At 73.4% G+C, this 13,895-nt stretch carries 11 protein-coding genes; 7 read left to right on the top strand and 4 right to left on the bottom strand.

Annotated elements, in window-relative coordinates:
- Positions 1–38 precede the first annotated feature (38 nt).
- A complete protein-coding gene (locus tag ACTMTU_RS19075) occupies positions 39–1,880 on the top strand; it encodes a thiamine pyrophosphate-requiring protein (RefSeq protein ID WP_441264677.1) in 1,842 nt (613 codons plus the stop codon).
- A gap of 75 nt (positions 1,881–1,955) precedes the next feature.
- Positions 1,956–3,068, top strand: coding sequence for a carboxylate-amine ligase (locus tag ACTMTU_RS19070; protein ID WP_441264676.1), 1,113 nt, complete (start codon positions 1,956–1,958; stop codon positions 3,066–3,068).
- Here the strand turns inward: ACTMTU_RS19070 and ACTMTU_RS19065 are convergent.
- Positions 3,055–3,816 (bottom strand): 2OG-Fe dioxygenase family protein, encoded by a 762-nt coding sequence (locus ACTMTU_RS19065; RefSeq protein ID WP_441264675.1) that lies wholly within the window; start codon positions 3,814–3,816, stop codon positions 3,055–3,057. The genes ACTMTU_RS19070 and ACTMTU_RS19065 overlap by 14 nt on opposite strands.
- A 231-nt stretch (positions 3,817–4,047) precedes the next feature.
- On the opposite strand from ACTMTU_RS19065, the gene ACTMTU_RS19060 reads away from it, so the two are divergent.
- Entirely contained in the window at positions 4,048–4,215 is a 168-nt protein-coding gene (locus ACTMTU_RS19060) for a hypothetical protein (protein WP_441264674.1), read from the top strand.
- A 571-nt stretch (positions 4,216–4,786) separates the two neighbouring features.
- On the opposite strand, the gene ACTMTU_RS19055 is transcribed toward ACTMTU_RS19060, so the two are convergent.
- Positions 4,787–6,415, bottom strand: a complete 1,629-nt coding sequence (locus tag ACTMTU_RS19055) for a hypothetical protein (RefSeq protein ID WP_441264673.1) — start codon at positions 6,413–6,415, stop codon at positions 4,787–4,789.
- Between the two features lie 170 nt (positions 6,416–6,585).
- A complete protein-coding gene (locus tag ACTMTU_RS19050) occupies positions 6,586–7,491 on the bottom strand; it encodes a short-chain dehydrogenase/reductase (RefSeq protein WP_441264672.1) in 906 nt (301 codons plus the stop codon).
- A 202-nt stretch (positions 7,492–7,693) separates the two neighbouring features.
- Between ACTMTU_RS19050 and ACTMTU_RS19045 the strand changes: the two genes are divergently transcribed.
- Complete coding sequence (locus tag ACTMTU_RS19045) at positions 7,694–8,167, top strand: SRPBCC family protein (RefSeq protein ID WP_441264671.1); 474 nt, start codon at positions 7,694–7,696, stop codon at positions 8,165–8,167.
- Complete coding sequence (locus ACTMTU_RS19040; RefSeq protein WP_441264670.1) at positions 8,133–9,785, top strand: phytoene desaturase family protein; 1,653 nt, start codon at positions 8,133–8,135, stop codon at positions 9,783–9,785. Before ACTMTU_RS19045 ends, ACTMTU_RS19040 begins: the two co-directional genes overlap by 35 nt.
- A gap of 2 nt (positions 9,786–9,787) precedes the next feature.
- Here the strand turns inward: ACTMTU_RS19040 and ACTMTU_RS19035 are convergent, their stop codons facing one another.
- Positions 9,788–10,174 (bottom strand): VOC family protein, encoded by a 387-nt coding sequence (locus tag ACTMTU_RS19035; RefSeq protein WP_441264669.1) that lies wholly within the window; start codon positions 10,172–10,174, stop codon positions 9,788–9,790.
- A gap of 243 nt (positions 10,175–10,417) precedes the next feature.
- Between ACTMTU_RS19035 and ACTMTU_RS19030 the strand changes: the two genes are divergently transcribed.
- Both ACTMTU_RS19030 and ACTMTU_RS19025 read left to right on the top strand, forming a co-directional pair.
- Positions 10,418–12,805: a SpoIIE family protein phosphatase gene (locus ACTMTU_RS19030; RefSeq protein WP_441264668.1), complete on the top strand. Its 2,388-nt coding sequence runs from the start codon at positions 10,418–10,420 to the stop codon at positions 12,803–12,805.
- A gap of 72 nt (positions 12,806–12,877) precedes the next feature.
- Positions 12,878–13,894, top strand: a complete 1,017-nt coding sequence (locus ACTMTU_RS19025; protein ID WP_441264667.1) for a DUF3048 domain-containing protein — start codon at positions 12,878–12,880, stop codon at positions 13,892–13,894.
- The last annotated feature ends 1 nt before the right edge of the window (position 13,895 follow it).

Raw genomic sequence — 13,895 nt, 5'->3', positions numbered from 1 at the left:
AGCGGCGCACACTGCACAGTGAGGAGCGGAACACCGACATGGCCAGTACGAAAGTGTCCGACCACATCCTCCAGCGGCTGCGTGAATGGGACGTCACCCACGTCTTCGCCTATGCGGGCGACGGCATCAACGGGCTCCTTGCCGCGTGGGGACGCGCGGACAACAAGCCGAAGTTCGTGCAGTCCCGCCACGAGGAGATGTCGGCTTTCCAGGCCGTCGGCTACGCCAAGTTCTCCGGGAAGGCCGGCGTCTGCGCTGCCACTTCGGGACCGGGCGCGATCCATCTGCTCAACGGGCTCTACGACGCGAAGCTCGACCACGTCCCCGTGGTGGCGCTCGTCGGGCAGACCAACCGCAGTGCCATGGGCGGGTCGTACCAGCAGGAGGTCGACCTTCAGAACCTCTTCAAGGACGTCGCGTCCGACTTCTGCGAGACCGCGATGGTCCCGGAACAACTGCCCAACCTCATCGACCGGGCGATGCGCACGGCCTACGCCCGGCGCACCGTGACAGCGGTCATCATCCCCGCCGACGTCCAGGAACTGGACTACAGCCCGCCGAAGCACGCCTTCAAGATGGTGCCCTCCAGCATGGGCCTCGGCCGGTACGCGCCCGTGCCCGTCGACGAGGACGTCGAGCGGGCCGCCGAGATCCTCAACGCGGGCGAGAAGGTGGCCGTGCTCGTCGGACAAGGAGCCCGCGGAGCCCGCGCCGAGGTCGAACGGCTGGCCGACGTTCTCGGCGCCGGCGTCGCCAAGGCGCTGCTCGGCAAGGACGTCCTCCCCGACGACCTGCCCTACGTCACCGGCTCGATCGGCCTGCTCGGCACCCGGCCCTCGTACGAGATGATGCAGGACTGCGACACCCTGCTGATGATCGGATCCAGCTTCCCGTACACCCAGTTCATGCCGGAGCTCGACCAGGCGCGGGCCGTGCAGATCGACATCGACCCGCACATGATCGGGCTGCGCTACCCGTTCGAGCTGAACCTCGTCGGCGACGCCCGCGAGACGCTGCGGCGGCTGCTGCCACGGCTGCACCGCAAGGAGAGCCGCGCCTGGCGCGACGGGATCGAGCAGAGCGTCGACCGCTGGTGGGAGGTCATGCAGCGCAGGGCGGCCGTCGACGCCGACCCCGTCAACCCCGAATACGTCGTCCACGCGTTGGACGGACTGCTTCCCGACGACGCGATCGTCACCGCGGACTCCGGCTCCGCCGCGAACTGGTACGCCCGCCATCTGCGGCTCCGCGGCCGGATGCGCGGCTCGCTGTCCGGGACGCTCGCCACGATGGGTCCCGGCGTCCCGTACGCCATCGGCGCCAAGTTCGCCCACCCGGACCGCCCGGCGATCGCCCTGGTCGGCGACGGCGCGATGCAGATGAACGGGATGATGGAGATGCTCACCGCGGCGAAGTACTACCGCGAGTGGTCCGACCCGCGGCTGATCGTGGCCGTGCTGAACAACGGCGACCTCAACCAGGTGACCTGGGAGATGCGCGCCATGTCCGGGGCCCCGCAGTTCGAGGAGTCGCAGTCCATCCCGGACCTGCCCTACGCCGACATCGCCGAACGGATGGGGCTGCACGGCGTCCGCGTCGAGAAGCCCAAGCACGTCGAGTCCGCCTGGAAGCAGGCCCTCGCCGCCGACCGGCCCTTCGTCATCGACTTCCGCACCGACCCGGCCGTGCCGCCGATCCCGCCGCACGCCTCGCTCGACCAGATCGAGGCCGCCGCGTCCGCGATCCTGCGCGGTGACAGCGACCGGGGCTCGATGATCCGGCAGGGCTTCAAGGCCAAGGTGCAGGAGTTCCTTCCCGGCACCCGGCACCGCGGGGACCGGCCCGGTGCGACGAAGGACAGCGCCGACGACGACAGGTGACGGCCCTTCACCGGGTACCGCAGACCCGGGTGTCTCCCGTTCGCGCACCGGCCGTCCCGGGAGGATCGTGGGGAGATGACCACCACCATCGGAGCGGAGGAAGAGTTCTTCCTCGTCCGGGCCGACGACCGGTCCGTCGAACCGGCGGGCAGCCGCGTCGTGGCGCGAGCCCGCCGCACCGTCGGCGACCTGGTGTCCGGCGAGTTCCACGAGGGCCAGCTCGAGGTGCGCACCCCACCCTGCGAGGACTCCGGCGAACTGCACCGGCACCTGGCGGCGGTACGGAAGGCGGCCGGCGCGGCCTGCGGCGAGGAGGGGCTCGGTCTGTGCGCCACCGGCACGCCGGTCATCGGTGGCGCGGGAGCCCGCGTCCTCGGCGACCACCCCCGCTACCGGGCGGGCGTGCGCCAGTTCGGCACCATGCTCGACGACTTCACCGTCTGCTCCGTCCATGTGCACGTGCATGAGCCGGACCGGGAGGTGGCGGTGCTGACGGCGAACCATCTGCGTCCCTGGCTGCCCCTGCTGGTCGCCATGAGCGCCAACTCGCCCTTCTTCGAAGGTCGCGACACCGGATACGCGAGCTGGCGGACCGTCGTCCGCGGCCGTTTCCCCGCGCTCAGCGCCCCTCCGTACGTCGATTCGCTCGCCCACTACCGACGCCTGACCGCGGCCCTGGAGGAGTCGGAGGCGATGCTCGACGCGAACATCCCGTTCTGGGACGTACGGCCCAATCCCCGTGTGCCGACGCTGGAGATCCGGGTCATGGACGTGCCGTCGGACGTGGCGGACACCGCCGCGCTCACCGCCCTCGTCAGAGCGCTGGTCGTGGACTGCGCCGAGCGGGTCCGGCGCGGCGACAAGGGGCCGCGCACCTGCGGCGAACTGCTGCGCGCCGCCTACTGGCGGGCCGCCCGCGACGGCTGGCCGGGCAGCGGCGTCGACGCGCTCACCGAACGGGTGCTGCCGTTCGCCGTCCAGGCGGCGCGGCTGGTGGACCGCGTACGGCCGCGCCTGGAGGAGTACGGCGACGTCGAGCGGGTCACCGCGTTCCTGCGGCGGCTTGACGAACACGGGTGCGGCGCGCAGCGGCAGCGGGCGTCGTGGAGCCGCCGGTCACGGCCGGCCGATGTCGTCGACGACCTCGTCGCCGCCACGGCCGGGAAAGGACCGGTCAGCCCGGCGTGAGGGTCGTCACCAGGACGTCACGGTGGGCCGGGAGGGCGGCGTCGACCGGCCGGATGGGCGACACGCCGTGCAGGGTGCCCCGGTCGTCGGAGACCAGCAGACTCGCCGGCTCGCGCAGCGTGGCCGAAAGGATCTCGTCGCCCTCGGGACTGTAGACGGTGCTTTCGCCGCCGGTGGCGTTGTCGCGGCCGACGAGCAGCGAGGACACCAGTGTGACGCCGTCCCGGTGCCTGCCTTCCGGTGTCGGCTCCCCGCCGCCCTCCGCCGTGGCGACGACCCGGAAGGGATGGACCTTGACACTCCACCACTCGGCCACGTCCAGCGCGCCCGCCACCCTGCCCAGCAGCCCGAGGACCCGGCGCAGCACCGGATCGGCGACGAAGGCGCCGGTCAGCGGATCGAAATGGCGGTCCACCGACTCGTAGAGCGGATTGGTGTTGTCGGGCTGGACGAACACGGTGTGGGGCAGCAGCCGCAGTTCCCCGGTCACCGGCGCGAGGGAGAAGTGTCCGTAGCGCCGCAGTCTGCGGGTGCCGCGCCGGGCCGCGTACTCGTCCTCCGTGAGGTCCTGCCAGTGGGCCGCGAAGTGGGCCCAGGACGAGGCGTCGGCACCCAGGCACGTCAGCACATCGGCCGGGGGCATGAGGTACGCGCCGGTACCGGCCAGTGCGCTGCGGGCCGCCTCCTCGGCGGAACGGGCTGCCGCGTTCGCGTCCGCGGGGTCGAGGAAACCGGTGTCGGTGTCCACGGTCTGCCACCGCCCTTCCTCCGGTGGGGTGAGATCTCGGGCTCAAGCCATCATCGGGCGGGCCCGCACCGGTCGCACGTCCGCACGGTGGGGACGCGGGACCGCGGCCCCGCGGCTCATGATTGGCACCCCCCGGTCCGGGAACCCGGCGAGCTGTACGGTCCGTGCCGGATCCGGCGCCGGGTCCGGCGCAGGCACGAACATCCGGCTCCGACGGTGAGGAAGTGGGCCATGAGCGAGCAGACACCCTCCCAGGCGGAGGGCGAACGGCCGGAGGACGAGCTCCGCGCGAACTTCCCCCGCAGCACGCCGTCCCAGGCGGAGGGCGAGCGGGACGACGAGCCCGAACCTCAGCCGGAGGACACCCCCGCCCAGGACCGGCACGGCCCCAAGACCTGACGGCGGGACCCGTACGGAACGCCGGCCGCGGTCGTTCCCCGGCGTGGCCGGCGAGCTCCGGGCCGGGCCTCGGCGTGACCCAGGGCCTTCGTCAAGCGGACCCGTACGGACCGCCGGTCGTGGCTCTTCCCTGGCCAGGCCCGGCGAGTTCCGGGCCTGGGTTCGGCTGCCCCCTTGACTGCGTCCGACCTTGGCATGGCCTTTCCCGGCGCCGCCGGCGAACTCCGGTGCGGGTCTCGGCTTGGTCCCCGGGCCTGACGGCCAGGACGCGTGCGGACCGACGGCCGCGGCCCTTCCCCGGCATGGCCCGGTGACCTCCGGGCCTGGTCTCGGGTGCCCCGTCCCAGCGGCGGCCGGCGAGCTTCGGGCCCGGCCTTGGCGTGGCCCGTCCCAGGGGTGGCCGGCGAGCTCCGGGCCTGGATCGGCGTGGCCTCCGGCCGTTGGTCAGGCCTCGGTGCCGCTTCCGGGCCGAATGCTCCGCCCCGCTCGCGGCGGCAGGAACGCCGCGAGCCTTCCGCACGGTCGGCCGTGGCCGGCGTCGCGGAAGGCTGGCGTGGGGAGGCTGTGGGCGTCAGCTGTTGGGCGTGGCGGCCGGCTGCCGGCGGCGCAGCAGTACGGACCCGGCGAGGAAGGCGCACGCCCCCGTGCACAGGACCGCGGCCGCTCTGGCCCAGTCGAACGAGTCGCCCAGGCTGCTCTGCAGCAGATTCATGGTCCCGACGCCCGCGAGCGCGTGCAGTGCGGCGACGCCGACCGCCAGGCCGGCGGCGGCCGCCCAGACCAGCGCGGTGTCACGCACCGCGAGCCATACGGCGACGATCAGGCAGAGCACCGTGACGGCGACGGAGAGGGTCTCGGCGTAGCCGCCGGAACGCAGGCCGGCGACGTCGGTGGGCAGATGGATGACGCCGCAGGCGAAGAGAACGACGGCGGCGGGCCAGCGCAGTCCCGAACGCATGGCCGGCGAGACGGTGTGGCCGTCCGGGCCGGCGGCCAGGGCGCCGTTCAGCGCCGCCATGGGCCACGGCGTCTTCGACGGCCGTGTGTCGGCGGCGGTGGCCTGCGGCTCGGCGGGGGCCTCGTGCCGGGCGGTGTCCTCCCCGGGGGGCGGCGAGGGATCGTCACCCGCGGCGGCCTCGTTCGCGGCCGACCGCCATTCGCTGGCGTCGGTGCCGATCATGTTCACCAGCTGCACGACGTCCTCGATGGGCCGGCCGACGGCGGCGGCGCGCAACGTGGTGTCCGCCTCGTGCAGGGGGTGCGGGTACTCGTTGAGCAGGGCGACCAGCTGCCTGACCTCCTCGAGCGGGCGGGAGACCGCCGCGGCACGCAGGGCCAGGTCACCGGGGCTGTCGACCTCTCCGGTCCGCTTCAGCCGGCTCACGAGGGCGGCGACCTCGGCCACCGGACGCTCGGTGGCGGCCGTCCAGAGCAGCGTGTGGATGGGCTGCTCGCTGTCGTTGGGCGCCGGCTCCTCCGTGGGATCGGCGGCCACGGCCCGGGCGGTTTCACCGGCCGGCCGTTCGCCGACGGGCCCGGGCGCCGGGGCGGGGCCCTGGACCGGTGTCTCCTTGCGGAGTGGGCTCGGGTCCTCGATCGCGTCGCGCACAGGCGTCGGTGCCTTGGCGACGGCGACATCGAAGGCGGCATCCTCGGCGACCGGGTCCCTGGCGGCCGCGGGTGCCGGCCTCCAGGCGTAGACGGCGCTGCGGACCGGGCCGGGCTTGTCGACCGGCGTGGCTATCGGCTCCCGCCTGTCGTCCGGGTCGCCGGCCGTTGCCGGGTCGACGGCCGTGTCCGTCCACGGAGCCGGGGCCTCCGCGCCGGCCTGGGGCGCCCGCGGCTTCCCGGCCGGGGTGCGCACGGGGACCGGCTCCTGTCCGGGGGCCGGCCGCGGCCTCTCCGGCCCGCCGGCACCCGTGACCGTGCCGGTGCCCGTGACGGGTCCCGTCCCGCGGAGGGGGGACGGGTCCTCGGGGAGCAGCGGGCGCCCGGGCTCCGGATGGACGGGGTCGAGGGGGCCGGGGGGAACCGCGGCAGCGGGGAAGACCGGCGGGTGGGAAGGGATCGGCGGCAGCGGCGGAACCGCGCGGGCCGGGAACGCCGGGGCGGCGTACCCGGCGCCCGTGGTGCCGTCGGGGGGCCGCGGGCGGTCGTCCTGGTAGTCGGACGGGGAATGGGTGTTGGGGTCGGTGCTCATGGCGCGGGCTCCGTTCGCGGAACATCCGGGTAGGCGTACACCGTGTCGTTCGTCGTGCGCCGCCTGAGCGCGCACACTTTGTTACATCTAACGGGCATAACGTGACATTGCGCCATCCGGGAACGCCGACAGTGGTCCACCAGGCGGAATCCGCCCGCGGGGCCCGCCGTTCAGCCCTCCCCGTCACCGCTGCCGGACCACGGCCGCGCGGGCGCCGTTCCGGCTGCCGTGCCGCCGGCGCCGAGCAGCCCGGTCGGCGACAGGCCGGCCTCGCCCTGGAGGCGACCGAGGTCCCGGCGTGCCCGCAAGGCGACGGGTCCCGGCAGCCAGCCCCGGGCCGCCCGCGCCAGACGGAGCCACGGCTGGCCGTACACGGCGGGCGAGCGCCGCTCGATGCCCCGTACGAGACGGTCGGCCACGGGCTGCACCGGGTAGACCTTCCCGGCCGGCCACGGCAGCGCCGCCCGTAGCTCCCGCATCACCCGGTGCTCGTCCGCGGCCCGGATCATCTCGGTGTCCGCCCAGCTGAGGTAGCCGACTCCCACCCCCACGCCACGGTGGGCCACCTCGGCCCCGAGGGAGTACGCGAACGCCTCCGCACCGGACTTGGCCGCGCAGTAGGCGCTCATCATCGGGGCGGGCGCGATCGCCGCGAGGGAGGCGACCTGGAGGAAATAGCCCCGGGTGCGCAGCAGGCCGGGGAGATGCACCTGGGCCGTGAGACAGGTGCCGAGGAGATCGACCTCGAGGATCCGCCGCCAGGTCGCCGGGTCCGTCTCCAGGAACGGCCCGCCCGCCGCCACACCGGCGTTGGCCACCACCACGGACACGGGCCCGAGGCGTTCCTCCACCAGGGCGGCGGTGCGGGTCATGGCCTGTTCGTCGGTGACGTCGACGGGCCAGTGCGCAGCGCCGGGAAGGCTCGCCGCCACCCGTGCGAGCAGCGGTTCCTCCAGGCCGAGCAGGGCGACCCGGGCGCCGCGCCCGGCGAGGGTCCTTGCCATGGCCGCTCCGAGGCCGCGGGCCGCGCCGGTCACCACTGCCGTACGGCCGAGAAGGGGAAGGTCTTCGGCCATGGTCGCGTCTCCGTCTCCGTCGGCTTCCCTCCCGGTCACCGGTACCGGATACCCCTTTCGGGGGCGTCCATCGATCCGGTGCGGCGCCGCACTCGCCCATCGTGCGGAGGCCGGCGCCTCCCCGGTCGTCCACGGGGTCATAGATCACCGGGTAACGGGCACTCGCAGGTCGACGACGTCCCTTCCAGCCGCTGGAGGACCCATGGCCGTGCACCACCAGCTGATCGGAAAGCCGCCCGCCACCGTGTGGTCGGTGCTCAGCGACCGGGATCGTTACAGCGACTGGGTCGTCGGTACCGACGACAGCCGGCCCGCGTACGGCGACTGGCCGGACGTCGGGGCGGCCCTCGAGTACTCCGTCCGGGTAGGGCCCTGGACCATGCACGGCAGAACGATCGTGCGGCACTGCGAACCGCCGCGGACACTCGAACTCGAGGCGGAGAGCGGTCGGCTGGGCACAGCGCGGATCGCCATCGACATCCGGCCCTGGGGCGAGGACACCCTGGTCGTCCTGGACGAGCATCCGCTGAAGGGGCCCGGAGGCACCTTCCACAACGCGGCTCTGGACGCGTTCCTCCTAGTGCGCCACCGCCGCATGCTCAGCCGCCTGGCCGACGTCGTCGAGAACTCAGGAGAGCGCGATGCCGGACGCAGTGGTGATCGGAGCAGGGCCTAACGGTCTCGTCGGGGCCAACCTCCTCGCGGACGCGGGCTGGAGCGTCGAGGTCCTCGAGGCGCAACCGGAACCGGGCGGCGCGGTTCGCAGCGACCGGGGCGTCCATCCCGACTTCATCAGCGACGTGTGCAGCTCGTTCTACCCGCTGGCAGCCGCCTCCCCGGTGATCTCCGGTCTCGGGCTGCAGCGCGAGGGGCTGCGCTGGGGCCACGCCCCCCACGTACTGGCCCACCCCCTGGCCGACGGCCGGTGCGCCGTCCTGCGGCGCCGCGCCGAGGACACCGCGGCGGGCCTGGAGACCTTCGCACCCGGCGACGGTGCGGCCTGGCGCGACCTGTACGACGTGTGGGAGCGGCTGCGGCCGGACATCCTCGACCTGCTGTTCACCCCCTTCCCGCCGGTGATCCCCTCGATGCGGCTGGCCGCCCGGCTTCGGACCGGCGGTGGACTGCGGCTGGCGCGGACCCTGCTGCTTCCCGTACGCCGCCTGGGGGAGGAGGAGTTCGGCGGCGAGGCGGGCAGACTGCTGCTCGCGGGCAACGCGCTGCACGCGGATCTGGCGCCGGAGGCGGCCGGCAGCGGGGGCTTCGGCTGGCTGATGTCGATGCTGGGCCAGAGCCACGGCTTTCCCGTGCCCGTCGGCGGCGCGGGCATGCTGACCGAGGCACTGGTCCGCAGGCTGGAACGTCGCGGCGGCGCCGTCCGGTGCGGCCGGCGTGCCGTCGAGATCGTGGTCCGCGAGGGCCGCGCGGTGGCCGTACGGACCGCGGACGGCGAGTCGGTCCCGGCGCGCCGGGCCGTGCTCGCGGATGTGTCCGTGCCTTCGCTGTACGGGGAATTGGTCGACGAGCGGCACCTGCCGTCCCGGTTCCTGCGCGATCTGCGCCGTTTCCAATGGGACTTCGCGACGTTCAAGGTCGATTGGGCCCTCAACGGCGCCGTTCCGTGGACCGCGGAGGCGGCGGCCGGCGCCGGGACCGTCCATCTCGCCGACGGCGTCGACGGGTTCACCCGGTTTGCCGCCCAGCTGGCCATGGGGCAGGTGCCCGACCGGCCGTTCCTGCTGTTCGGCCAGATGACCACAGCGGATGCCACCCGCTCCCCGGCGGGCACCGAATCGGCATGGGCGTACACGCACGTGCCCCATCGCACCAAGGGCGACGCGGGCGACGACGGTCTAACCGGCCGCTGGGACCCGCGTGAACGGGAGGCGATGGCCGATCGGATGGAGGAGCAGGTGGAGCGGTACGCGCCCGGCTTCCGTGCCCGGATCATCGCCCGCCGCATCCTCGCCCCGCCGACGCTCGAGGCCGCCGACGCCAACCTCGCGGGCGGTGCCATCAACGGCGGAACGACCGCGCTCCACCAGCAGTTGTTCTTCCGCCCCATGCCCGGCACGGGCCGTCCGGAGACGCCCGTCGAGGGCCTTTACCTGGCCTCCGCGGGGGCGCACCCCGGCGGGGGCGTGCACGGGGCGCCGGGTGCGAACGCGGCGCGGGCCGCACTGCGGTTGCTGTCCCCGGGCCGGCTGCTGAGCCGGACCCAGCGCGTCCTCGCCCGCCGGGGCCGTGGCGGTGAGCCGACGGAACCGGCCGGGCGGGAGACGCGAGGGCGGTGAGGTCAGCTGCCGCCGCTGCCGTACGGCCGGGTGATGACCTCCATGCCATGGCCGGCCGGGTCGTGGAAGTACATGCCGCGACCACCGTCGTTGTGGTTGATCTCGCCGGGCCGTTTTCCGTGCGGATCGGCGAAGTAGGTGATGCCCGCGTCCTGGATGCGCCGGAAGACCTGGTCGAACTCTTCCTCGGAGATCAGGAACGCATAGTGCTGCAACGGGACTTCGTGGTCGACGGTCACGAAGTCCAGTGTGACGTTGTTGCTCAGGGTGAGGGGGACGAACGGTCCCCACTCCGGGCCGGTCTCGAGCCCCAGGATGCGGGCGAGGAATTCGGCGGACTCCCGGTTGTCCCGGGCCAGAACAATGGTGTGGTTCAGCTCTACTGACACTGTGGAATGCCTCCGTAAGGCAAACTCACGGGCACCTCCATGCCTCACCCGGTCGGTGACCGACACGCGATGCCGTGCCGACGATCATAGGACAGAGCATTCTTCGATGTCACATTCGATTCCGGTCGCCGACGGGCGGCCCCCGACGGTGTGGAGTTCAATGAAGGCGCGGGGTCCGTACGCCTGCCGCACCTGCGGTACAGCACAGGGAGCTCGGGAGCGCCATCTGGGAGTGATCGACGCGTGAGCACCAGCGGCCACATCGTGAACACCGGGTCCGGGCGGCCGGAGGACTCGGCCCTGCTCGTACTCGATCACGTCGGCCGGGTGCTCGCCTGCACCGGCGGCGCGGTGGAGTTGACCGGCCTGTCCGCCGGTGAACTTCAGGGCCGCACGATCGAGGAACTGCTGACGGACCCCGGTGTCTGGTCCGCGCTCCGGGACCACGACCCCGCCGACGACTCGCGCTCGGTGCGGACGGCACTGCTGCACGCCGACGGTTCCCGCCGGGTGCAGCTCGACCTGCTTCCGGTGGACGGCCCTCTGGCCGCCCGGTATCTGATCCGGCTCGTGCCCGCCGCCGTCGCCGACCGGCGGGAGGAGAACGACGCGCTGCTCCGGGCACTCTTCTCGCAGAGCGGCATCGGTCTCGCCGTCTACGACAGCGAGCTGCGGCTCATCAGAGGCATCTCATTGCCGAGCGACCCGCGCCCCTCCACCCTGCTCGCCGGCCGCCGACTCGGCGAGCTGCTGGTGCCGGAGGACGCGGCCGCCGTGGAGGAACGCCTGCACCGGGTCGTGGCCACGGGGGAGCCGCTGATCGACTTCGTCACCACGGCCCGGTTGAGCCAGGCCCCCGAACGCGAACGGATCGTCTCCCTGTCGGCCCTGCGCATGGCCGGCCGGGACGGCGTGGCCCGTGGTCTCGCCGTGACGTTCACGGACGTCACCGAGCAGGAACGGGAACGGAGCCGCTCGTCGCTGGTGGCCACCGCGGCCTCCGCGCTGGGCCGCTCCCTGGATGTCGGCCGCAACACGCAGGTGCTCGCCGACCTGCTGGTGCCCGCCTTCGCCGACCTGGCCTGCGTGGACATCACGGAGGCCCTGCTCGTCGGCGAGGAGCCCGGGGAGTTCGTCACCGGTGCTCCGCTGCGCCGGGTCTCCGCCGTCGCGGGTGGCGGCGAATGGCCGGACCAGCTGTATCCGCAGGGCTCCGTCATCCGGGTCAAGGCCTACGAGAGCGACCGGCTGCGCGGGGGTTCCGCCGTCATCGTGCCCGACCTCGACGAACTGCTGCCCAGGATCGCCGGGGACCCGGAACGCCGGAGGCTGGTGCTGGCGCCGGGCGCCGCCTCGTACATGGTCGTGCCGCTGCAGGCACGCGGCCACGTCCTCGGCGCGGTGTCGGTGTGGCGTTCGCGCGAGCGGGCGTCGTTCGACGCGCGGGACGCCGCGGTCGCCGAGGACATCTGCTCCCGCGCGGCCCTCGCCATCGACAACGCCCGCCGCTACACCCGCGAGCGCCGTACGGCGGAGAGCCTCCAGCGCAGTCTGCTGCCGCGTCCGGTGCTCAAAGTGACCGCGGCGGAGACCGCCGGCGTCTATGTGCCCGGCAGGACACTGGCCGGCACGGGCGGCAGCTGGTTCGACGTCATCACCCTGTCCTCGAGCCGGGTGGCGTTCGTGGTCGGGAACCTGCGGGGTCGCGGGCTCAACGCCGCTGCCGCGATGGGCAGTCTGCGCACGGCGGTGCGCACCCTCGCCGACCTGGACCCGCCGCCCGACGAACTCCTCACTCATCTGGACGACCTGGTGGTACGGCTCGCCGACGACGAGCAGCCGGGCGAGCCCGAGGGGACCGTCCGTGGCGCCACCTGCCTGTACGCCGTCTACGACCCGGTCACCGCCCGCGCACTGATGGCCAGCGCGGGACACGCGGCGCCGGTGCTGGCCCGGTCGTCCGGGGAGACCGGCCCCGTCGACATGCTTCCCGGTCCGGCGCTCGGGCTCGAGGGCGCGCCCTTCGAACCGGTGGAGGTGGCGCTCTCCCCCGGCGATCTGCTGGCCTTCACCGCCGGATCGCTCTCCGACGCGCCCGGGTCCGGCGCCGGACACGTGATCGACCACCTGCGGGAGGTCCGGGGCACGGGCGGCGCGGCCGCCGTGCCCGAGATCGCGCGGGACATGCTGGTCCCCTTCCTGGCGCACCCCCCGGACGACGACGCGGCGCTGCTGCTCGCGCGGGTGTCCGTGTCGCCCGAAGGGTCCGTCGTCGCCTGGGAGTTCCCGGCCGACGTGCGGATCGTGTCCGACGCGCGGGCGCTGGTGACCGAGCGGCTCACCGTATGGGGGCTCGACGAGCTGGTGTTCACCACCGAGCTGATCGTCAGCGAACTCCTGACCAACGCGATCCGCTACGCCGGCGGCCCGGTGAGGGTGCGGCTCATCAGGGACCAGCGGCTGGTGTGCGAGGTCTCCGATCCGAGCGAGACCCAGCCTCATCTTCGCCGGGCACGGCTGACCGACGAGGGCGGACGCGGGCTTTTCCTGATCGCCCAACTGGCGCACCGGTGGGGGAGCAGGAACACGGCCGCAGGCAAGACCATCTGGACGGAGCAGCTGCTGCCCTGAGCGGAACCGGCGCCGCGGGACTGTCCGCGCGCCGCCTGACGTGGTCCACTTGACCCACGGGGAGCGTGGCCGATGAACGCGAGACGCAGACGGGGACGCAAGGACGACGGCCGTGGCCGGCCGGTACGGAGACGCGCCGTGGCCGCCACGCTGACCGCTGTCGCCCTCACCGTGTCGCTCTACGGATGCACCGGCCCGGAGCCCGGCCCGGAGGAGACCTCCACCTCGTCCGCCGCGCGCGGGACGTCGTACTTCACCGGGCTGCCGGCCAAGCAGGGACCGGTGCTCGCCGTGAAGATCGACAACGTCCGGCCGGCCCGCCCGCACACGGGGCTCGGGGCTGCCGACATCGTCTACGTCGAGCAGGTCGAGTCGGGACTCAGCCGGATACTGGCCGTCTTCTCCTCCACCCTGCCGCCGCGGATCGGCCCGGTGCGCAGCGCGCGGGAGTCCGACCTGGAGCTGCTGCGGCAGTTCGGCAGGCCCGCGCTCGTGTACTCCGGCGCCCAGTCGGCGCTGCGGCCGCTGATCGAGTCCGCACCCGTCGCCGCGCTGCCGCAGGGGGAGGCGCCCGACGCTTTCGTCCGTTCCGGCGACCGCCCCGCGCCGCACAACCTCTATGTGCGGCCCGAACGCGCCCTCGCCGCCGCCCGCGACGTGAGTGACGCGTCGGACATCGGCATGCGCTTCGGCGCCGCTCCCGGCGGCGGCCGACCGCTCGAGGAGCACACCGTGCGCTATCCAGCGGCCCGGTACACCTTCAGCTGGTCACCGGAGCGGAAGCGGTGGCTGGTGGCGATGGACGGGTCCGCCGCGCGGACCACGGACGGGGGACGGCTCGAACCCTCGACGGTCGTCGTGCAGCACACGGAGGTCCGGCCCTCCAAGTTCCGCGACCGTGGCGGCAGCGTGTCGCCGTACACCGAGACGGTCGGCTCGGGCACGGCGCTGGTGCTGCGCGACGGACGCGCCTACGACGCCCGCTGGCAGCGGGCGAGTGCGGACGGGGACACCGTCTTCACCGACGCGTCCGGTGAGCGGCTCGACTTCGCCCCCGGCCAGGTGTGGGTGCTGCTCACCGCCCGCTGAG

The sequence above is a fragment of the Streptomyces sp. OZ13 genome, assembly GCF_052068155.1.
Lineage (GTDB): Bacteria > Actinomycetota > Actinomycetes > Streptomycetales > Streptomycetaceae > Streptomyces.
The sequence above is the reverse complement of the archived record's forward strand: the minus strand, read 5'-3'. Positions and strand labels throughout refer to the sequence as shown.

Coding starts and splice junctions, on each gene's coding strand:
- ACTMTU_RS19075 (WP_441264677.1), top strand. CDS start 39: ATGGCCAGTACGAAAGTGTCCGACCACATCCTCCAGCGGCTGCGTGAA.
- ACTMTU_RS19070 (WP_441264676.1), top strand. CDS start 1,956: ATGACCACCACCATCGGAGCGGAGGAAGAGTTCTTCCTCGTCCGGGCC.
- ACTMTU_RS19060 (WP_441264674.1), top strand. CDS start 4,048: ATGAGCGAGCAGACACCCTCCCAGGCGGAGGGCGAACGGCCGGAGGAC.
- ACTMTU_RS19055 (WP_441264673.1), bottom strand. CDS start 6,415: ATGAGCACCGACCCCAACACCCATTCCCCGTCCGACTACCAGGACGAC.
- ACTMTU_RS19050 (WP_441264672.1), bottom strand. CDS start 7,491: ATGGCCGAAGACCTTCCCCTTCTCGGCCGTACGGCAGTGGTGACCGGC.
- ACTMTU_RS19045 (WP_441264671.1), top strand. CDS start 7,694: ATGGCCGTGCACCACCAGCTGATCGGAAAGCCGCCCGCCACCGTGTGG.
- ACTMTU_RS19040 (WP_441264670.1), top strand. CDS start 8,133: ATGCCGGACGCAGTGGTGATCGGAGCAGGGCCTAACGGTCTCGTCGGG.
- ACTMTU_RS19025 (WP_441264667.1), top strand. CDS start 12,878: ATGAACGCGAGACGCAGACGGGGACGCAAGGACGACGGCCGTGGCCGG.